The 20,201-nt window shown below is 63.5% G+C and carries 18 protein-coding genes; 7 read left to right on the forward strand and 11 right to left on the reverse strand.

All coding sequences use genetic code 11. The annotated features are described in order from the left end of the window. Positions 1-12: 12 nt before the first annotated feature. A complete protein-coding gene (locus CYG48_RS19005; protein WP_199925354.1) occupies positions 13-1,503 on the forward strand; it encodes a tripartite tricarboxylate transporter permease in 1,491 nt (496 codons plus the stop codon). 81 nt (positions 1,504-1,584) lie between these two features. Here CYG48_RS19005 and CYG48_RS19010 read toward each other — a convergent pair whose 3' ends face one another. Continuing rightward, the gene (locus CYG48_RS19010; protein WP_118852111.1) at positions 1,585-2,739 is read right to left on the reverse strand and encodes a mandelate racemase/muconate lactonizing enzyme family protein; all 1,155 of its coding nucleotides are present in this window, start codon (positions 2,737-2,739) and stop codon (positions 1,585-1,587) included. Positions 2,740-2,869: 130 nt separating this feature from the next. On the opposite strand from CYG48_RS19010, the gene CYG48_RS19015 reads away from it, so the two are divergent. Beyond that, the gene (locus CYG48_RS19015) at positions 2,870-3,853 is read left to right on the forward strand and encodes an aminopeptidase (RefSeq protein ID WP_118852112.1); all 984 of its coding nucleotides are present in this window, start codon (positions 2,870-2,872) and stop codon (positions 3,851-3,853) included. Between the two features lie 12 nt (positions 3,854-3,865). Here CYG48_RS19015 and CYG48_RS19020 read toward each other — a convergent pair whose 3' ends face one another. The 9 genes from CYG48_RS19020 to CYG48_RS19060 all read right to left on the reverse strand — a co-directional run bounded on the left by CYG48_RS19020 (position 3,866) and on the right by CYG48_RS19060 (position 14,113). Beyond that, on the reverse strand, positions 3,866-5,089 hold the full coding sequence (locus tag CYG48_RS19020) for an MFS transporter (RefSeq protein WP_199925355.1): 1,224 nt from the start codon (positions 5,087-5,089) through the stop codon (positions 3,866-3,868). Next, entirely contained in the window at positions 5,086-5,913 is an 828-nt protein-coding gene (locus CYG48_RS19025) for an HpcH/HpaI aldolase family protein (protein WP_118852114.1), read from the reverse strand. The genes CYG48_RS19020 and CYG48_RS19025 overlap by 4 nt, the downstream gene beginning before the upstream one ends. 27 nt (positions 5,914-5,940) lie before the next feature. After that, entirely contained in the window at positions 5,941-6,870 is a 930-nt protein-coding gene (locus CYG48_RS19030) for an electron transfer flavoprotein subunit alpha/FixB family protein (protein ID WP_118852115.1), read from the reverse strand. Between the two features lie 22 nt (positions 6,871-6,892). Continuing rightward, positions 6,893-7,639 carry an electron transfer flavoprotein subunit beta/FixA family protein gene (locus CYG48_RS19035; RefSeq protein ID WP_118852116.1) on the reverse strand — a complete coding sequence of 249 codons (747 nt, stop codon included), beginning with the start codon at positions 7,637-7,639 and terminating at the stop codon, positions 6,893-6,895. A 24-nt stretch (positions 7,640-7,663) separates the two neighbouring features. Then, positions 7,664-8,443 carry an enoyl-CoA hydratase-related protein gene (locus CYG48_RS19040; protein WP_118852117.1) on the reverse strand — a complete coding sequence of 260 codons (780 nt, stop codon included), beginning with the start codon at positions 8,441-8,443 and terminating at the stop codon, positions 7,664-7,666. Between the two features lie 10 nt (positions 8,444-8,453). Beyond that, complete coding sequence (locus CYG48_RS19045; RefSeq protein ID WP_118852854.1) at positions 8,454-10,244, reverse strand: acyclic terpene utilization AtuA family protein; 1,791 nt, start codon at positions 10,242-10,244, stop codon at positions 8,454-8,456. 15 nt (positions 10,245-10,259) lie between these two features. Beyond that, positions 10,260-11,435 (reverse strand): acyl-CoA dehydrogenase family protein, encoded by a 1,176-nt coding sequence (locus CYG48_RS19050; protein ID WP_118852118.1) that lies wholly within the window; start codon positions 11,433-11,435, stop codon positions 10,260-10,262. 32 nt (positions 11,436-11,467) lie between these two features. After that, positions 11,468-12,667 carry a CaiB/BaiF CoA transferase family protein gene (locus CYG48_RS19055; RefSeq protein ID WP_118852119.1) on the reverse strand — a complete coding sequence of 400 codons (1,200 nt, stop codon included), beginning with the start codon at positions 12,665-12,667 and terminating at the stop codon, positions 11,468-11,470. A gap of 93 nt (positions 12,668-12,760) precedes the next feature. Beyond that, a complete protein-coding gene (locus tag CYG48_RS19060; RefSeq protein ID WP_118852120.1) occupies positions 12,761-14,113 on the reverse strand; it encodes an MmgE/PrpD family protein in 1,353 nt (450 codons plus the stop codon). 150 nt (positions 14,114-14,263) lie between these two features. On the opposite strand from CYG48_RS19060, the gene CYG48_RS19065 reads away from it, so the two are divergent. Together CYG48_RS19065 and CYG48_RS19070 are read left to right on the forward strand one after the other, a co-directional pair. Beyond that, positions 14,264-15,484 carry an alpha-hydroxy acid oxidase gene (locus CYG48_RS19065; RefSeq protein ID WP_245450608.1) on the forward strand — a complete coding sequence of 407 codons (1,221 nt, stop codon included), beginning with the start codon at positions 14,264-14,266 and terminating at the stop codon, positions 15,482-15,484. Next, on the forward strand, positions 15,478-16,428 hold the full coding sequence (locus tag CYG48_RS19070) for a D-2-hydroxyacid dehydrogenase family protein (RefSeq protein WP_118852121.1): 951 nt from the start codon (positions 15,478-15,480) through the stop codon (positions 16,426-16,428). The genes CYG48_RS19065 and CYG48_RS19070 overlap by 7 nt, the downstream gene beginning before the upstream one ends. Positions 16,429-16,434: 6 nt before the next feature. Here the strand turns inward: CYG48_RS19070 and CYG48_RS19075 are convergent, their stop codons facing one another. Continuing rightward, entirely contained in the window at positions 16,435-17,415 is a 981-nt protein-coding gene (locus CYG48_RS19075; protein WP_118852122.1) for a ketopantoate reductase family protein, read from the reverse strand. A 183-nt stretch (positions 17,416-17,598) separates the two neighbouring features. Here CYG48_RS19075 and CYG48_RS19080 point away from each other — a divergent pair, with 183 nt between their 5' ends. The 3 genes from CYG48_RS19080 to CYG48_RS19090 all read left to right on the forward strand — a co-directional run bounded on the left by CYG48_RS19080 (position 17,599) and on the right by CYG48_RS19090 (position 20,197). Continuing rightward, positions 17,599-18,372: an IclR family transcriptional regulator gene (locus tag CYG48_RS19080; RefSeq protein ID WP_199925356.1), complete on the forward strand. Its 774-nt coding sequence runs from the start codon at positions 17,599-17,601 to the stop codon at positions 18,370-18,372. Between the two features lie 305 nt (positions 18,373-18,677). Continuing rightward, a complete protein-coding gene (locus tag CYG48_RS19085) occupies positions 18,678-19,649 on the forward strand; it encodes a Bug family tripartite tricarboxylate transporter substrate binding protein (protein ID WP_118852124.1) in 972 nt (323 codons plus the stop codon). Positions 19,650-19,732: 83 nt separating this feature from the next. Next, positions 19,733-20,197 carry a tripartite tricarboxylate transporter TctB family protein gene (locus CYG48_RS19090; RefSeq protein WP_118852125.1) on the forward strand — a complete coding sequence of 155 codons (465 nt, stop codon included), beginning with the start codon at positions 19,733-19,735 and terminating at the stop codon, positions 20,195-20,197. Positions 20,198-20,201: the final 4 nt, after the last annotated feature.

The raw sequence follows: 20,201 nt of genomic DNA on the forward strand, positions 1-20,201 counted from the left end.
GGACCAGACACCATGAGCTCTATCTGGGAATCCCTCTACATTGTTTTTTCCCTCAACGGCCTTATCCTGGCAACCGTCGGTTTCCTGATCGGTTGCATCGGTGGCGCAATGGTGGGCATCGGCGGAGCGCTTACAACCGCGCTCGTCATTCCCTTCACGCTGTCCATGACGCCCGCCAGCGCGATGATCGTTTTGATTGGCATCTATAGCGGCGTCTCGTATGCCGGAAGTATTCCGTCCATCCTGATCAACACGCCGGGCGCGCCGAGTTCTGCCGCCGTGGCTTTAGACGGATATGCGATGGCCAAGCGTGGAGAGGCGACCACCGCTATCGCCATCTCGGCCACCGCCTCCGCCATCGGCGCCCTCGTGGGTGGGCTGTGTCTGATCGTCGCCCTACCGTTCCTGCAATACCTGGCACTCGCCTTCGGATCGCCGGAATTCCTGATGTTCGGGCTGTTCGGGCTTGCCTCGATCGTTGCGGCCTCGGATGCCGGCTATCTCAAGGGCTTCACCGCAGGCATTCTCGGCGCCCTGCTTGCCACCATTGGCGCGAGCCTGCTGGATGCCAATCCGCGCTTCACCTTCGGCATCGCCGAGCTCATCGATGGTGTCGACCTGGTGGCCGTGATGATCGGCCTGTTTGCCTTCTCGGAGATGGTCAGGCTGTCCCGCAATCCGAACTCGATCGCGAAGTCCATCGCTGGGCTGGGCAGCATGTGGCGCGGCATTATTTGGGCACTGAAGGAATGGAAAGCTATCCTGCGCGGCTGCGGCATGGGCATCGTCGTGGGTTTCGTGCCTGGCGAAGGCGGCACGGTCGCTACCTTCATGTCCTACATCACCGAAAAACAGCTGAGCAAGGAGCCTGAAAGGTTCGGCAAGGGCCATCCCGCGGGCATCGCCGGACCGGAGGCCGCCAACAACTCGGTGATCGGCGGCGCCCTGGTGCCCACCCTGTCCTTTGGCATTCCGGGGAGCGTCTCTACGGCCCTGCTGCTGACGGCGCTGATGCTGCACGGGATCCGGCCGGGCCCAACGCTCTTCACCAACGACGTCGTCATACTCTACACCATCATCGGCTCGATCCTGTTGGGCGCGGTATTGACCATGGTGGTCGGCCTGACGATGTCGCGACCGCTGGCCCTGCTCACCGTCATCCCCATCCCCGTACTGGTTCCGGTGGTTTGTGTCATCTCGGTCATCGGCATCTATGCCGCCAGCTTCAACTACAGCCACATCTATGTCGCGCTGGCGGCAGGTGTGCTCGGCTATGCCTTTACCCGGCTGCGCTATCCCGTGGTGGCTTTCCTACTGGGCTTCATCGTCGGTCCGCTGGCGGAAGAGAATTTCATGCGCACCTGGCAACTCACGCAGGGCAACATGTGGGAGATCCTGGCTCGGCCGATCTGCGCCATTCTCTTCCTTCTGACGGCCATCGTGCTGCTGCGGCCGCTGTGGAAACTGCTGATCGGCCGACTGGCCAGGCAGGCCAGCGCCTGACGCGCCTCGGCGCCAAGGATCATCACCAGCCATCATGCCAGAGAACCCCGAAGGCGAGCACCGCCTTCGGGGTTCGTGCGTTCAATTTCCCTTTTGGCGCCGCGTGTACCCATGCGCATCCTGCGCCGAGGTCGCGTCATCGGCCGATGCCACCCGGCAGTCCTGCAACTGGTCGCGATCGGGAGTAAATCCGAGACCGGGAGCTTGCGGAATGACCAGCGTGTTGCCATCCGGATCGGGTGCCCCCTTGAAGAAGCGCTTGCCGGCCTCCCACATGCCATAGTGGAATTCGACGCGGCCGCCGTTCATCAATCCCGCCATCAGGTGCATGTTGAAGATCGGCCAGCCGCCGCCATTGGCAATCGGCAGGTTGAAGGCCTGGGCCATGTGCGCCACCTTCAGCGACTCCGTGTATCCACCATTGTAGCAGCAGTTCGGCTGGACGAAATCGATGGCCTGGTGCAGCACCAGGTCGCGGAAGCGCCAGCGATGCCCCTCCATCTGGCCGGCAGCCAGCGGTATGCCTGTGTGCATCCGCAGGTCGGCCATCGCGCGGGTATCGTTCTGGTGGACGGGTTCCTCGAACCAGGTTATGCCGCAATCCTCGATCTCCCGGCACAACAGGCGGGCCTCCGCGGGGCTGAAGAAATAGTTGCCGTCGATCAGAAGCTCCACCTCGTCCGGAATGGCCCGCCGCACCGCCTTTACCCGACGTGCGTCTTCCTTCCAGTCGTGGCCGTCGTCGCCGACGACCATTTTGATAGCATCGAATCCCATGTCGACGAATTTGCTGGCATATTCGGCAAGTTCCTCATGGTTGAAATAGGAATAGCCGAAGGTGGCATAGGCCGCGCACCGATCGGAATAGCCGCCCAGCAAGCCGGCGACCGAACGTCCCTCGGCCTTGCCACGCAAGTCCCACAGGGCGATGTCGACCGCAGATAGCGCGTTGGAAATCACACCGGTATAGGCACGCGGATTGAGCTTTTTCCAGACGGCATGGTGGATCTTCTCCGTCTCCCGCGGATCCATGCCCTTGAGCACCGGAAAGATGTGGTTCTCGATGCACGGAATGACGGCCCAGGGCAGAAACTGACCAGTCACGCCGAAGCCCGTATGGCCCGTGTCGGTCTCCACCTCGACATAGACGAACTGGCGTTGTTCGAGCGCTTCGGCGATGCCGTCAACCCTGATGGCGTGCCGGTGAAGGCTGGCCTTGATGCTGACTATCTTCAATCGATCCTCCCGAATGATACGTGTGAGACGCGCCCGCCCGCGGACGCGCATTGACACCTATATCGTGACCACTTTAATCATAACACCGAAAATTCTTTCGCTGTTATGAAGTTTTTTGGGGGAGGGGAATATGAGCCACGAGGAACTGATGTTCAAGGGAGCGATGAAGGTCGTCACCGACTGTGCCAACCTGCGACCGGGTGAGAATGTGCTGATCGTCACCGATCCCGAGCGCTATCGTTCGGCGTCGATGGTGGCAGCCGCCGCACGCGCCGTCGGGGTCGAGCCGGTGATCGTATCGACGTCGCCCAACAAGTTGGATGGTCAGGAACCGCAGCCTTTGGTCGCCGCTATGATGACATCCGGAAAGGTCGATGTGCTGTTCATGATGGTCACCCGGTCGATCGGTCATTCGCGGGCCGCCATTGAGGCCGTCCGCCGGGGAGCCCGCTCGCTGTCGATGACGAAGTTCGAGGAGGAGCAGTTCTATCGCGGCGGCATGCTGGCCGATTTCGCGGCGCAGAAGCCGCAATGCGACGCCATGGCGCGACGGCTTGGCGAGGCGCGCACCGCGCGGCTGACGAGCGCGGCGGGCACCGACATCACCTTCGATCTCGCCGGGCGCACCGGCAATTCACACTCCGGCATCGTCAAGGAGGCCGGCGATGTCACCGCTTTGGTTCATATTGAGGCAAATATCTCGCCTAATGAAGGCCTGAGCGACGGGCGCGTCATCGTCGATGGCAGCATTCCCAATTTCGACATCGGCGTCATTCACCAGCCAATCGAGCTGATCGTAGAAAAGGGAAACATCGTCTCGATCTTGGGCGGCGCGCAGGCACAGACTCTGCGGCGCATTCTCGCCCAGAACGAAGGGGAAGGGATCTACAACATCGCGCAGCTGGCGGTGGGACTTAATCCCGAATGCGTGGCCTTCAACGGGCAGTTTTCCAACGAGCACGGCGTTTATGGCAGCTGCCACATCGGCATCGGCACCAGCGAGACCATCGGCGGCTCGGTCAGGGCGGATCTGCATTTCGACGTCATGCTGCAGGCCCCCACACTGACGCTTGACGGAGTCGACGTCGTCAGGGATGGAGCCGTTTTGGTCTAGCCGACCATCTGCTCAGGTGTGGCGCGACCGGCTGATGATCAGGGCCGGCAGCGCCACCAGCGGGAACACCAACAGCGCGGCGAACGCGCCTTCCCAAGACCCGGTCAGGGCGATCAGCGGCGGGAACAATGCCGGGCCGATGATCACGCCCAGACCAGTCGTGACCATCACGCCGGAAGCGGCATCGATCAGCCGTTCCGGCGCCGCCAGCCGCATGACTTCTGCAATCTGGACCCCGCTCCACCCGGCTGCCACAACGCCGGTCAGAAGTGCAAGGCCGCCGAGCAGCCAGGGGTCACCATTGGGCGCGATGACGGGGAGCAGGCATGTGGTGGCGCCGGTTCCAATCAGTGCCCAGATCAGCACCGCGCGGGGAGACAGCAGCCGGTCTGCGCCCCAGCCGAGCAGGATTCGTCCAAAGAAAGAACCGGCCTGCAGCAGCGCGAAGATATAGCCCGAAATGACCGGCGTGATGCCGATCTCAATCGACAGATAGCTTGGGAGATAGACCAGCCAGGCGCTGTGGACGAGCGCCAGGAAGAAGCCGGTCACGGATAGATGACGCAGCCGTTTGTCGACCAGGACCGTGTGGACGGGTCCAGACAGGTTGCGCCAGTTGAACATACGGCCGGGACCGGCACTTTTCCTATCCATGACGCGAAGCCGGCGATACAGGGGGATCAGCGCGAGAAACCCGCAGACAAGCGGCACGGCAGCCGCCGCAAGGGCCCAGTAGAACCCGAACATGGCCGCGATGGCCGGCAGTGTCAGTCCCGCCATCACGCCGCCGAGCGCGGGTGCCGACTGCTTGATCGAAAAGATCAGAGAGCGATGGGCCGCCGGCGCGTGGGCGTACAGCAGGTCGTTGCCAACCGGATGCGACGGTGCATGGGAAAAGCCGAGCAGTATGCCGGCAAGAAACGGCAGGCCGGTCAACGGCATCGCCATCACCAGGAGGCCGATGACGCCGCTCCCCAGACCCAGCAGGATGCCCCGGGCCGCACCCAGTGCGCGGAAGACCCCCGCGCCCACCATGACGAAACCGACGGAGCCGATATTGGCAATTGTGGAAACGTGACCGACCAGTTCTGGGGTCCATCCGTGGTCGACGATCAGTTCCGGCCCAAGCACGGGCACGAGCCTCATCAGCGCCGTCGCTGCGCAATGGGCAATGCAGACGATCAACAGCACCAGCCGCCAGTCTGGCGGCGCTTCCCCGGTATTCGGATGAGTCACGGTCTTGCCTCTGGCCGCCAGCGATCTCGGCGCTGAGCAAGGACCTCCGCCAGCATTTCGGTATCCATCCCGGCAAAGGCGAGCGGGGCAAAGCCCATCGCCACGAGCGCCCGCAGATGGTCGGGACCCGCAGTTCCGCCCGCAACGGCGACGATGCCACGCTCGCGGCAAGCCTGCGCGACCTTTCGGCATCCTTCCAGGATGTCGGGGTGATCAGGCATCCCGATATGTCCCCAGGCGGTGGACAGATCGTTGAGGCCGACTGCGACCATATCGACCCCCGGCACGGCGACGATCTCCTCGATGGCGCCGATGCCTTCCGGGGTCTCGATCAGCAGTTGCACAATCGCGGCGGCATCCGCCCTGCGCATGGTATCGACAGGCGCATTGCGGACATAGCCAAGCTGGGGCAGAAAAGCGTTCTGCGAGCGGCCGCCGAGCGGCGGGAAGCGGCAGGCCGCCACCGCCTCGCGCGCCGAGGCCGCCGACCGGATATGCGGAAAGATGATGCCGCCCGCGCCACCATCCAGCAATGGTCCGACAAGCCCGGTCATGCCTTCGGGAATTCGGATCCATCCTCCAAGGCTAAGGGATGCCGCGGCTGCGGCTAGGCCGGCGGCGGTCTCCATGCCAAAGGGCGCGTGTTCCATGTCGATCCAGGCAAGGTCGAAGCCGGCGGATGCGGCGATACGGAGAATTTCCGGCGTGCGCGCATTGCGCAGCCCCACGGCAAGGCAGGTCTCCCCGGACCTCAGTCGCGACAGCAACCCCCTTCCTCCCGTTTCGGAGGGGTCGCCCGGCATACCTGCCAGCTTAGGGTTCATGATCGTGGTCCTCCGCCCGCCGGTCGGCTAAAGCGCCTTTTCGAGTTCGGGCAGGGCTTCGAAGAGATCGGCGACGAAGCCGTAGTCCGCGACCTGGAAGATGGGTGCTTCCTCGTCCTTATTGATGGCGACGATGACCTTCGAGTCCTTCATGCCGGCGAGGTGCTGGATGGCGCCCGAGATGCCGCAGGCGATGTAGAGATGGGGGGCGACCACCTTACCGGTCTGGCCGACCTGCCAGTCGTTCGGCGCATAGCCGGCATCGACAGCGGCGCGGCTTGCACCGACGGCCGCCCCCAGCTTATCGGCGAGCGGCAGGATCACCTGCTGGAACTTCTCGGACGAGCCGAGCGCGCGGCCACCCGAGACGATGATTTTGGCCGAGGTCAGTTCCGGACGGTCCGACGACGACAGCGCATCGGAGACATGGCTGGACAGGCCCGGATTGGCCACGGCTGCAACGCTCTCCACCGCAGCCGATCCGCCTTCGGCCGCTGCCGCGAAGGAGGCGGTGCGCACCGTGATCACACGTCTGGCGTCGGTAGATTGCACCGTCTGGATGGCGTTGCCGGCATAGATCGGACGCTTGTAGGTGTCGGCCGACACCACCTCGATGATCTCCGAGATCTGCATGACGTCGAGCAGGGCGGCGACCCGCGGAATGACGTTCTTGCCCGTCGCCGTCGCCGCCGCGATGATGGTGTCGTAGCTGCCGGCGAGCGAGACCACCAGCGCCGCCAGCGGTTCGGCGAGGCTGTTGGCATAGTCGGCGCTGTCGGCAAGCAGCACCTTGGAGACGCCGGACAGTTTGGCCGCCGCATCGGCAGCACCCTTGGCGTTGGCCCCGGCCACCAGCACATGCACATCGCCGCCTATCTGGATGGAAGCGGTCAGCGCCTTGGCGGTCTGGTCGGACAGGGTTGCGTTGTCGTGGTCTGCGAGGAGAAGGATAGCCATGGTCTAATTCCTTTCTATCCGATCAAAGCACGCCAGCGGACTTCAGCGAGGAAACCAGCTCCGCGACGCTCTTGACCTTGACGCCCGCCTGACGACCGCCCGGCTCCTCGGTCTTCAGCACCTTCAGCCGCGCCGTCGTATCGACCCCGAATTCACCAGGGCTCTTCTTGTCGAGCGGCTTCTTCTTGGCCTTCATGATATTGGGCAGCGAGGCATAGCGCGGCTCGTTGAGGCGCAGGTCGGTGGTCACCACGGCCGGCAGCTTGACATTGATGGTCTGCAAGCCGCCGTCCACTTCGCGGGTGACATCGGCCGAGCCGTCCTTGAGCTCGAGCTTCGACGCAAAGGTCGCCTGCGGCCAGCCCAGAAGCGCCGACAGCATCTGGCCGGTCTGGTTGGAATCATCATCGATCGCCTGCTTGCCGGTGATCACAAGACCGGGCTGTTCGGCGTCGATCACGCCCTTGAGGATCGTGGCGACCGCCAGCGGCTCGACCACATCGTCGGTCTCCACCAGGATCGCCCGGTCCGCACCCATGGCAAGACCCGTGCGCAGCGTTTCCTCCGCCTTGGCCGGCCCGATCGAAACGACCACAACCTCAGACGCCTTGCCGGCTTCCTTCAGCCGAAGCGCTTCCTCAACCGAGATCTCGTCGAAGGGGTTCATCGACATCTTGACATTCGCAAGCTCGACACCCGATCCATCCGACTTCACCCGGATCTTCACGTTGTAATCAACAACCCGCTTTACCGTGACTAGGACCTTCATCTCAATTTCTCCTTCGGCCCCGTGCTATTCGGCCCAGCGCGGCTTGCGCTTGTCCTTGAAAGAGGCGAGCCCCTCCTTGGCATCGCTGGTCTGGGCCGTCAGCATGATCTGCCCCTCGGCATAGGCGATCGCCTCGTGAAAGTTCATCTGCTCCATCGTGGCAATCGCCTGCTTCATCCGCCGGGTCGCAACCGGCGAGGCGCCTTTCAGCTTTTCCAGCACGCTTTCGACCCGTCCGTCCAGTTCGTCCGCCGGCACGACCCAGTTGACCAAGCCGATTTCCCGCGCCCGCTGCGCGTCGATCAGGTCCCCCGTCAGAATCAGTTCCAGGGCGTGGCGCGGCAGGATGAGATTGCGGAAATAGACCTGCACCTGGACGGGGATGACCCCGACCTTCGTCTCGGGAAGGCCAAAACGGGCATGGTCGGCGGCAACCACCAGGTCGCACAGCGACATCAACGCCGTCCCGCCCGCTACGCAGGCGCCGTTGATCCGGCCAACGATCGGAATGCCCATCTGCCGCACCACCCGCGCGAGACGGCCGAAATCAGTGGTCGGTTCATCGATCAGATCGCCGAATACCGAGGTTCCCTCCTGCAGGTCACCACCGGCACAGAAGGCCTTGTCGCCGGTGCCCGTCAGCACCACCGCGCGAACATCCGGATCGCCGGAAGCCATGATCATGCCGGCCTTGATACCCTCAATGACCGATTCATTAATGGCGTTGCGCCGTTCCGGACGGTTGATCGTGATCCACAGCGTTGTCCCGCGACGCTCCGCGACAACAGGAGATTGCTCCGTCATCTTGTTCTCCTCACGCCTTGACCAGCCCCTCGGCGACCCATCTCTCGGGAACCGCCACTTTCATCTCCAGCGCCATCTGTCCGAAGGCCTTTCCCTGAGGATCGATCCGCAGGGACGCCATGCCGCCCCCGCCAAGCGCAGACTGCATCAGGAAGTTGAGCGCGTTCAGACCCGGCGCTTCGAACCGTTCCGCAGGCCCGTCGACCAGTCCGGCAAAATGCGTCAGCATCTTCTCCGGCGTCACTTCGCGCCGGATGACGGGCAGGAATTCCGGCCGCCGCGCTATGATGGCGATGTTGGAGGAATCCCCCTTATCGCCCGATCGGGCATAGGCGATCCGCAGGAGCGGCACGTGCACGGTGGGCCCGTCCGCCGCCGGCGCTGTCTGCCCGTCGGCAGGCGCGGCTGCCGTCACCTCTACGCCTCCTGGGATGGTGATGGACCGGCTCTGCCTGTCCAGGCTAACCACCGGTGGCGGCATGTCATGCTTTCCGATGAAGAAGGTGAACAGCCGCACCACCGGTGTGGCCTTAGGCCGCCCGCCGAAGATGCCGGTCGTGCCTGGCGAAAAGGAGAGGCCGATGGAGCCCGTTTCCTTCGAAAACAAGTCGAGTGCCTGCCGGCTCGGATGCTGCACGACGCAACGCAGCAGTACCTCGCGGGTGGCGCGGGACTGCGAAGCCCCCGCATAGCTAGCCTCGGCGCCCAGCGCCTCGACATGCGTGGCGGTGAAATCCGGCAGGCCGCGGGCCGCAAACTGAGCCCTCGCCCGCGCGATCAATGCGGCCGCGGTGCGCTCCGCCTTGCGGGCAGCATCGGGCCCGACGATGGAAATGGTCGCCACCGCACGAAAGCCGTCCTGCCAGGTTGCCGATACCTTATAGTTTCGGCTTGGCGCACGGCCGCGTGCACCGGCGACATGCACCCGGTCTGGCCCTTCCTGCGTGATTGTGACATGCGAGAAGTCGGCGATGACGTCCGGCAGCATGTAGGCTGCCGGATCTCCGATCTCGTACAGAACCTGCTCGGCGACCACCTGCGGCGCGATCAGGCCGCCCGTTCGCGTGGGCTTTGCCAGCACGAAGGTTCCATCCTCGCGGCATTCGGCGATCGGATAGCCGATATTTTCCCAGCCCGGCACGTCCTCCCAGTCCGTATGGGTGCCGCCGGTCGCCTGGGGACCGCATTCGAGCACATGGCCAACGAGGCTGCCAGCGGAAAGGCGGTCGTAATCGTCTTCTGCCCAGCCGAATTCATGCATCAGGATGCCGAGCGCCAAGGCACTGTCCGCGCATCGTCCCGAAATGACGATGTCCGCTCCCTGGTCGAGAGCCGCCTTGATCGGCAGCGCTCCGAGATAGGCATTGGCGGTCAGCATCTCTGCCGGCAATTCGTGTCCCGAATGGGCGTCGCGCACACCGTCGGCCCGAATCCGGTCCAGCAACGGCATGACGTCGTCGCCGGTGACAAAGGCGATCCGGAGCGACAGCCCCAGCTCGTCTGCCACCGCCTGCAGGGCATCGCAGCAGCCGGCCGGATTGACGCCGCCGGCATTGGTGACGACCTTAATGCCACGAGCGAGGACGTCCTTCAGCACAGGCTTCATGTAGGCGATGAAATCAGGCGGAAACCCTGACGACGGGTCCTTCATCCGTGCACGCGCCAGCAGCGACATTGTTACCTCGGCGAGGTAGTCCATCATCAGATAGTCGACTTCGGCGGTCAGCAGTTGTGGAATGGCCATGGGGCTGTCGCCCCAGGCACCCGATGCCCCGCCGATGCGTATGATCCTGTCGTTCACGCTCACCGCTCCGCCTTAGTAGGATTTCGGCAGACCAAGCACACGCTCGGCGATGTGGCACAGGATTAGTTCGCGAGAAACGGGGGCTAGTCGCATGCCGACGGCTTCGCGGAAATAGCGTTCCACGTTGAACTCGGACGCGTATCCCATGCCGCCATGCGTGCGCACTGCACGGTCGCAGGCGTTGAAATTGGCATCGGCGCTCATGTACTTGGCCGCATTGGCCTCCGGCCCGCAGGGCTGTCCGGCATCGTAAAGTTCGGCGGCGCGCAGCACCATCAGTTCGGCGGCCGTCAGTTCCGACCAGCTTTCGGCAAGCGGATGCTGGATCGACTGGTTCTGTCCGATCTGTCGGCCGAAAACGACGCGATCCTTAGCATATTGCACGGCTTTGGATAGGGCGCGGCGACCGACGCCGATGCATTCGGCGGCGTTGAGGATCCGCTCCGGGTTGAGGCTGTCGAGAATATAGCGAAAGCCCTTGCCTTCCTCACCGATGCGGTCCTCGACGGGAATTTCAAGATTGTCGATGAACAATGCGTTGGAGTCCACAGCGGCACGGCCCATCTTGTGGATTTCCCGGGCCTCGATCCTGCTGCGATCGAAGTCGGTGAAGAAGATCGACAGTCCATCCGTGGGCTTCTTGCATTCCTCCACCGGCGTCGTGCGGGCCAGCAGCAGGATCTTGTCGGCGATCTGCGCCGTGGAGATCCACATCTTGCGGCCGTTGACGATATACTTGTCGCCCTGGCGCACAGCTCTCGTCTTCAGCTTGGTCGTATCCAGCCCGGCATCGGGCTCGGTGACGCCGAAACAGGCGCGGATCTCGCCCTTGATCAGCGGCACGAGCCAGCGCTCCTTCTGTTCAGGCGTGCCGTGGACCACGATAGAATGCGGTCCGAAGATGTTGATATGGACGGCCGAGCAGGCGGCGAAGCTGCCGGCGGAGCCGCCGATCACCTGCATCATGATCGCAGCCTCGGTGACGCCGAGCCCCGCCCCGCCATATTCTTCTGGCATCGCGATGCCGAGCCATCCGCCCGCGGCGATCGCCGAGGTGAATTCGGTGGGGAACGAGCCGGTCCGATCCTTTTCCTGCCAGTACTGGTCGTCGAAGCGATCGCAGATGGCCTTCACCGCATCGCGGATTTCGGCGCGGTCGGGAGTGGTGGCAAGAGCATCGAAATTCATGGGATTGTCCTCGTCATCTGGAGCGCGCGATATTAGTTCGCGGCGGAATTTCGGGCGGGCACGGAGCCCAGGACTTCCTCGGTGTGCTCGCCGAGATTGGGGGCAAGCCGGCGGATTGATGCCGGCGAGTCGCTGAACTTGATCGGAAAGCGGGCAAAGTTGATCGTGCCCTCGGTGGGATGTTCACGCTGTTCGAACATGCCGACCGCCTTCAGGTGCGGATCATCGAACAGATCGTCGATGCTGTTGACGCCCGCCACGGGAATGTCGATCGAGCGACAGAACTCAATCCACTCGGCATTGGTGCGCGACGGCAGGTAGGTCGCCAGATACTGGCCGGCAAGCTCCGCATTCTGCGTCCGCAACTCCTGGGTCGCGAAACGCGGGTCTCGTTCGATCATCCCGGGATCGCCGACCAGTTCGCAGAAGGCGTGCCAGTGCTTGTCAAGATAGACGACAAGCGACAGGTATCCGTCCTTGGTCCTGTAGGGTCCGCGGGAGCGCGACAGCAAGCGCTTGTAGCCCATCTGGCCGAGCATGGGCTCGAAGGCGCGGCCTCCCATGTGGTCGGCGACAACGAACTGCGCCATGGTCTCGAACATCGGCACCTCGATCTCCTGGCCCCGGCCGGTGACGGAGCGGTGATAGAGCGCGCTGGCTAAAGCTATCGTAAGGTAGAGGCCGACGACACGGTCGCAGATGTTGACGGGGGCATAGCGCGGCGCTCCGTCCACAGCCTGGAACAGGCCGGAAATGCCGGACGCCGCCTGCATCAGATCGTCATAGACCGCCTGTCCCGAGTTCGGACCGTCGCTCCCATAACCGACCGCCCCGCAGAAGATCAGCCTCGGATTGATGGACGACAGCGTCTGGTAGTCGATGCCCAGCCGCTTCATTGCCTGGGGCCTCACATTGTAGACGAGGACGTCGGCATCCGGCACCAGCGACAGAAGGGCTTCCCGGCCTTCACTCGACTTCAGATCGAGGACGACGCTGCGCTTGTTGCGATTGGACTGCAGATAGAGCGGGCCCATGTCCTGATGGTGGGCGGGGCCGATGTAGCGCATGGAATCGCCACCGGGATTCTCCACCTTGATCACATCGGCGCCGAGATCGCCGAGGATCTGAGTGGCGGCCGGCCCCATGATGACGGTTGTCAGATCAAGCACGCGCACGCCCGCTAGCGGTCCGCCGACCGCGTCCAGCCTTTCAGGCCTCGAATCCTCGTTCATGAAACCTCCCGCACACTTCGGCAGAGCGAGTATTCCGCGTTACCGAAAAAACTTTCATCAAAGCGAATTGTTACCGGAATGCTTCGACCGGTGTCAAGGAGCCTTGGTGCCAATTCCGACGACGGTTTTGATCAATCCATGGACATCGCGAGCATCGCCAAGCGTCTCGATGGTGGCGGCCAGCCGCTCCATGGCCGCAGCACCTGCGCCGATCTCCCCCGCAAGTCCCGCCGCGAAAGCCCGGATTTCCTCGGGGTGCGGCCGGCCTACCGGCGTATCGAGGCAGCGGTCGATCTCGCCGCCTGCCCTCGTGCGAATGCGGATGCGACAAAAGCGCTCGGCGATGGACGGCGTGGGAACCACGCGCACTTTGTCTGCCTGGGCCAGCACATCTGGGTTGCCGAGTTCTTCCAGGTCGTGCAGCGCGAGACGACCGTAGGTGAGCGCGTTGCCGAGGCAGAACTGCGCGCTCATCTTTGTCGCCGTCGCGCTGGCAAACGGACCGCGATTGTCGATGCCGGTGTAGGCGGCCTCATAGGGATTGAGCTGCAGCTCGAGGCAGACGACGTCGGCGCAGGACAAGCCCTCCTCATCCAGGATGCGGCACAGCAGCTGCAGCGGCCCCTGCAGGATTGCGCAGGCCGGATAGGGTTTGACCGTCACTTCCTCGATCTGCCAATGGTCGAGCTCGGCCCGGGGTTCCGTCATCGCCGCCGTCATGCCGGCATAGGCATGGTAGAAGCCACGCGGGCCTTCAAGGGCGAAGGTTGCCGCCGTCGCCCCGGCTTCGGCCGCCCGTGCCGCAATGATACCGTTGCGGGCGGCGAAACCCAGCTGCAGCGGAAACTCAGCGCTGCCCTCGTGCCAGACCTGTGCCAGTCCGCCGGCCATATGCGACGCCAGTCCGAGCGCGTGGCCCGTCTGCACCGCATCGAGCCTCATCAGTCGGGCCGCGGCCGCAGCCGCGCCGAAGATACCGAAAACGGCTGCTGCTCGATAGCCGCGTTGGGTCACCTGCTGGTCGAAGTCCCTCCCCACGCGACACAGGATCTCATAGCCAAGGATGACGGCGTCGATGAAATCACGACCGCTGGCTCCTCTCTCCTCCGCCAGTGCCAGGGCGGCGGCCATGACTGGCGCTCCGGGATGCGAGGTGGAATCGGGATGGGTGTCGTCCTGAGAGCGCGCATGAAACAACGCGCCATTGGCAAAGGCCGCGGCATCGACCCCCACGCGTGCGCCATTGTGAAGAAGCGTGGCGAGCGACGTGGCCTGCTCCGACTGGGCAATCCGATAGGCGACCTGTTCACGCCGGCGGCCCGCCATGGCGACAGCGAGATTATGGACGAGGGAAACTCCCGCCCTCTGACGCGCGGAGGCGGAAATGTCGGCCGAGGCCGTTGTTGCGACAAGGTCGCCCAGAAATTCGGTGATGCTGTTCGCCATGGTGTCTCCTCCGGCAGGCGCCTGCAACTTTTCGGGAGCGCCAAACAAATTCGTGCTGGCGAATGTTTATCCGCCACAGGGAATTTGATAGTAGGTCGTTGCACCGACCGTCAAGACACGACGCGCGCCAAGCTTCGGAGGAGAACCCACGTGACAAATTCCCTGCCTGCCTCAGAGACCGGAATTCGGGCGTCCCTACGTCACCGCCGGTTGCGCGACATCCACACGCCGGCGGATTTTCGGGCGGCGGCGAAACGGCGGCTGCCCGCCATGTTGTTCGACTATGTCGACGGTGGCGCGGGAGGTGAGCTGACGGTGCGGGAAAATCGGCGAGCGATCGAAGCCGTCCGCCTGCTGGCATCCGCCCCTCACGACGTCAGTACCTGCGACACCAAGGTCTCCCTTTTCGGACAGACGCTGTCGCTGCCGGTCATCATCGGGCCGACCGGGCTTGCCTCGGCGTCATGGCCCCGCGGCGAACTGGAATTTGCAGGAGCCGCCGCGCGTGCCGGCACCCGCTATGTCATGCCGAATGCCGCGAGCATCGCCCCGGGCGAGGTCGCCAGGGCGGCAGAAGGCAATGCCTGGTTTCAGCTCTACCCACCGCCGGACCGTGAGCTGGCACGGAAATGGGTGGCTCAGGCTCAGGACGCCGGCATATCGGGACTGGAGGTGACCGTTGATGTCGCCGCACCGGGGCAGCGGCTTCGGGATGCCCGCAACGGCTTCGTAATGCCCTTCCGCTGGGGACCTAAAAAGGCGTTTGACTGCGCCTTGCGGCCGGTCTGGGCCATGAAGATGCTCTATCACGGGCAGCCGACGCCCTATCTCGAGATCGACGGCGGCAAGGCCGCAAGCGCGGCTGCCAATCAGTCCGAAAACCGCCGGCATCGCTTCACCCGTGCCCTGAGTTGGGATCTGCTCAAGCTGTTGCGGGACGAGTGGCGAGGACCCCTGCTGGTCAAGGGCCTCGTCGATCCGAGCCAGGCCCTGCATGCCGTTGAGGCCGGCTATGACGGGATCGTCGTCTCGAATCACGGCGGCCGCCAGCTTGACGGCGCCGTGTCATCGATGGAGGTCCTGCCGGAGTTCCGGGCCGCCGTGGGTGCCGGCTTTCCGCTGCTGGTGGATGGCGGATTTCAGTCGGGTGTGGATGTGGTCAAGGCCATCGCCTCGGGCGCCACGGCCGTCCAGATCGGTCGCGTCGGGGTGTTCGCGCTGGCGACGGCTGGCGGCCAGGGTGTCGATCACCTGCTTGGGCTGTTTCGCGCGGAAATAGAAAATACAATGGCGCTGTGCGGGGTGACCCGCCTCGACCAGCTCGGACCCCACTGCATCCGCCCCCAATCCTGGAGGAGTTTCGAATGCTGAGAATCGCAGTCCTGGACGACTACCAGAGGGTTGCCGCCGGGTTCGCGCCGTGGTCCGAGCTGGACGGCAACGCCTATGTCACCTTCTTCCATGATACGCCGCCGGACCGGGATGCGCTCGTGGAGCGCCTTGCCGGTTTCGACGTCGTATGCGTGATGCGCGAGCGAACCCCCATTGATGCAGTCTTGCTGGCGCAGTTGCCCCGGCTCCGGCTGCTCGTCACCACCGGCATGCACAATGCCGCCATAGACGTGGCAGCCGCGTCTTACCATGGTGTGACCATGTGTGGCACCCGCTCGATCGGCCATTCCACCGCCGAACTGGCTTTCGCTTTCATTCTCGGCCTGGCGCGCGGAATTCCCGGAGGAACCGCCTCGCTGGAGCAGGGCGGCTGGCAGTCCGGCGTGGGCAGAGATCTTCACGGCGCGCGCCTGGGGCTCATCGGCCTTGGCCGGCTCGGCAGTCTCGTGGCGGGTTACGGTCGCGCCTTCGGCATGGATGTGGCGGCCTGGAGCAGCAATCTCAGCGGAGAGGAGGCCGTGGCCAAGGGAGCGCGGCGAATGAACAAGGCGGAGCTGTTCGAGACATCCGACTTCATCAGCATCCACACCCGCTTGTCGTGCCGCAGCGAGGGACTGGTCGGCAGGGAGGAACTCGACCGCATGCGGTCGGACGCCTTCCTGATCAACACCTCCCGAGCCGCGATCGTCGACGAGGACGCCCTGGTGGACGCGCTCCGCGAGCGGCGCATTGCCGGTGCCGCCCTCGACGTCTTCGATATCGAGCCGCTGCCGCGCGAGCACAGGCTGCGGACCGTACCGAACCTGCTGCTGACCCCGCATATCGGTTACGTAACTCGCGATACCTATCGCGCCTTTTACGGCGATACGCTGGAGGCCGTACAGGCCTGGATCAGCGGGCAGCCTATTCGCGTCCTGACCTGAGCAACCTCAGACAAACAGGCCGCGGTCGCGGGCCAACCTGGAGACTATGGCGGCGATCGTTTGGAGCGCCGGCGCGTCGATCCCGGCCGATCGGGCGAATTCGAGCGGCGCCAGCACGATCTCGGCTACTTCCATCGCCCGGCCTTGCTCGTAGTCCTGGAGGATCGATGGCTTGTGGTCCAGCGTTGTCTTCAGCATGTCCTCCGGCACAAGCTCCTCCTGCAGGCGGTAACCATGCGCGGCCGCGATGGCCAGCCCCTCCCGGACGATGCGAACGTAGACCTCCGCCAGACCCGGATCCTTGCGGGCGATAGAGGACTGGTTGCCGGTTGCCAGCGCAATGACCGATCCGCTCATGTTGAACAGCAGCTTCTTCCAGATCGCCTCGCGGATATCGGCAACCGGCAACGAGGCGATCCCTGCCCGGCGGAAGACCTCGCGATAGGGCTCGGCATCGGTGTCGCCAGCGGCGATCGCGCCGATGTCCACGCGGTTTGCGCCCGGCGAATTGTTGAACACGACCCCCGGCTCGCGCACCTCGTTGGCCGAATAGACTAGTCCGCCAAGGATGTGTTCGGCCGGCACTGCGGCCAGAAACGGCTGCGCCAGTCTAAATGACGGTAGCTCGGGCGGAGTAGCCAGGTTTTCCGGCGAACCGACTGGATACCACCAGGGCATGCCGTTCTGGGTGAACAGAACCCGGGTCCGCTCGCCGACGAGCGGCTTCAGGCCTTCAGCCACGCCGGCGAGGGCTGTCGCCTTGACGGTGACGATCACCAGGTCCTGCGGACCGAGGCTTGCCGGGTCATCGGTCGCCACCGGCCGCGCGACCAGCCGTTCTTCCCCTGACAGAAGCGTCAGGCCATTCTCACGGATCGCCACGAGGTGGTCGCCCCTGGCGATGACCGAGACCTGATGTTCGCCCTGAGCCAGGCGTGCCGCGAAGTGACCTCCGCCGGCGCCGGCGCCATAAATGCAGATCCGCATGGGTAGGACCTCCTCCCTTATCCACTATAAATTTCGCATTGTCGAAAAGAAATTCTCTATCACGGAGGTAGTTGCTGTCAAAGGCAGTCTTCCCCATAATCATCGGGGCAGGCGCAGCGCTTAGCTTGACCTGGCCAACGCGATACGGGAATGAGACGTGCCGGAGCGAGCATCGGGGAAATCATGTCGAAGATCGTCAAGAGAACGCTGGAATTCTTTGAACTGTTCGCAGAACACAAGCGCCCCCTGTCGCTGTCGGAAATATCCAAGCTGTTGGACATTCCGGTTTCCAGTTGCCACGACGTGCTGCAATCGTTGCTAGAACGCGGCTATATCTACGAAATCGGTCCGCGGGCCGGTTTTTACCCGACCTTAAAGCTCGATAACCTCGCGGGAAAAATCGCGGAGAATGACCCTATCCTGATGCGGGCGGACATGGCGTTGCGCGAACTGCGCGACGAGTTCGACGAATCCGTCTCTCTGGCCAAGGCAACAGGCGCCAGTGCCACCTACCTGATCGTATTTGAACCATCCCATGCCCTGCGCTTCCTCGTTCATATAGGGGGACAAGTGCGAAGTCTCTACGCCACCTCGGCGGGTAAGGCGGTGCTGGGGACGTTGGGGCCGGAGGAGCGCGAGAAGGTCTATCGAACGCTGAAATTGGTGCCATTCACTGAGCACACCATTAAGACCATCACTGAATTACGTGAGGAGGTCGATCGCGGCGTGGAGCGCGGCTGGCATCTCAATCGGGAGGAAAGTGTGCCGAGCGCCACGACCCTCTCGGCAACCTTCGTCTGGAACCGCACGTCCTTCATCATCACCGTGGCCGGCCCGACATTCCGCATGGAGCCCAAACTGCAGCAGGTGGCTGACCGCATGCTTCAGATCTGCCGCGGTCTCGAGGCTCCCGGCATGGAGCCGGCATCGGGTAACACGCGGCCGCGAAGGCGCTAAGGAATACGCACCGCCCACTGCATCCTCACCTCGTCACCCCTTAGCCACCTAATCAGACAGCCGGTCGACTTTATTAGGGCGGGATGAAGCGTGGCCCCTATCCGAAGCCGACTGCAGGCCTTTCGACCTCGGTCTTCCCCGCGCCGGCATTGCCGCCTTCCCCACCGGACTGCTTGACTTCACGCGCTTGATCGCATCTATTTGATCGCAGATACGCAAACCTTTTCGTGGAGGCGAATAAGCTGCGCATCTTCTTGTCCGTCGGACCGCACTTCCGAGCAAACGGACCACATTGGGAGGAACACTTGAAAGCAGCATTCAGACTTCTGTTCGCCGTCGGCATCGCATGTGGCCTTGCCGGCACAACCTCTGCGCAAGATTATCCATCGCGCGATATCACCGTAATGGCACCCTACCCGCCAGGCGCCCTCACTGATGGCGTGGCCCGCCTCCTGCAGCCGAAGATCGCCGAGTACCTCGGTGGCGCGACGATCCTGATCGACAACAAAGCGGGCGCTGGCGGCGCTGTCGGCGTCGGCCAGGTAGCTCGCTCCAAGCCTGACGGCTATACGCTGTTGATGGTCGTCAACGCCCCGATCGTCATGGCGCCGTCTCTGCAGGCGAGCCTGCCCTACGACCCGCGCAAGAATCTCAGGGGCGTCGGAGTCATAGCGGAGACGTATCTCACGCTCGCCGTCCACGCGGACTCACCAATCAAGTCGCTCGACGATGTCATTCGCATGGCAAAGGAACAGCCCGGCAAGCTCACCTTCGGCAGTGCCGGAATCGGCTCGGCTCACCACATCGCCGGAGAAGTGCTCAATAGGAAAGCCGGAATCAAGATCACCCATGTGCCCTTCCAGGGCGGCGGCCCGGCCATTCAAAACCTCGTCGGCAAGCAGCTCGACATGAGCTATGGCACGTTACCTACCGTCCACGCGTTCGTCGAAAGCGGCGACCTGCGCATAATCGCCATGGCAGAGCCTAAAAGGGTGGAGTCTCATCCGGACGTGCCGCTGATCACTGAAACCATTCCCGGCGTCGAAACCACCACATGGCTCGGCTTCTTTGCGCCGGCCAATACGCCCGATGACGTAGTGGCCAAGCTGAACGAAGCGCTGAACTACGCCCTCGCCCAGTCCGACGTGCAGGAAGCCATGACCCGTCTCGGCCTCGTCGTGCGCCCCAGCACCCCGGCAGAACTGGACGCGCTGGTTGCCAAGGATCTCGATTTCTGGGCGGAGGCCGTCTCGACCGCCGGTATAGAGAAGCAATAGGCTTTGACGGCGCGTACCGCCGTCGGCGCAACAGCGTCGACGGCATTTTCTACGCCCGATGCGGGTCATGAAAGGAGGAGCCGATGCTCATCAACAAAAAAGACGGAGCAGCCGGCCTGTTCTTCGTCGCGGTGGGACTGCTGTACGGCGGCATCGCCTGGTCGACCCTGCCCTTCGGCAGCGCCCTTCGAATGGGCCCTGGCTACTTTCCGATCGTGTTGTCCGGCATCCTAGTCGTGCTTGGTGCCGTCATCTTCGGTCGGTCGTTCTTCAGCGGCCCCGGCATGCCCTTCGGCATCGTCCCATGGCGTGGGCTCTTGATGATTCTGCTCGCCACCGTCATCTTTGCCGCCTTCATCGATGACCTGGGAATGATCCCCGGGTTGTTCGTGACGACCCTGGTGGCGACCCTTGCCAGGCCGCAGACGACGATTGGCCGGGCTTTGGGTGCCAGCATCGGCATCACCGCCTTCTGCACGCTGGTGTTTTCCTTCGCCGTGCGCCTGCCGATCCCGGTAGTCGGCCCCGTCTTTGACGGACTGAGGTAGAACG

This window comes from Neorhizobium sp. SOG26, assembly GCF_003491345.1.
In the GTDB taxonomy this organism is placed as follows: domain Bacteria; phylum Pseudomonadota; class Alphaproteobacteria; order Rhizobiales; family Rhizobiaceae; genus Neorhizobium; species Neorhizobium turbinariae.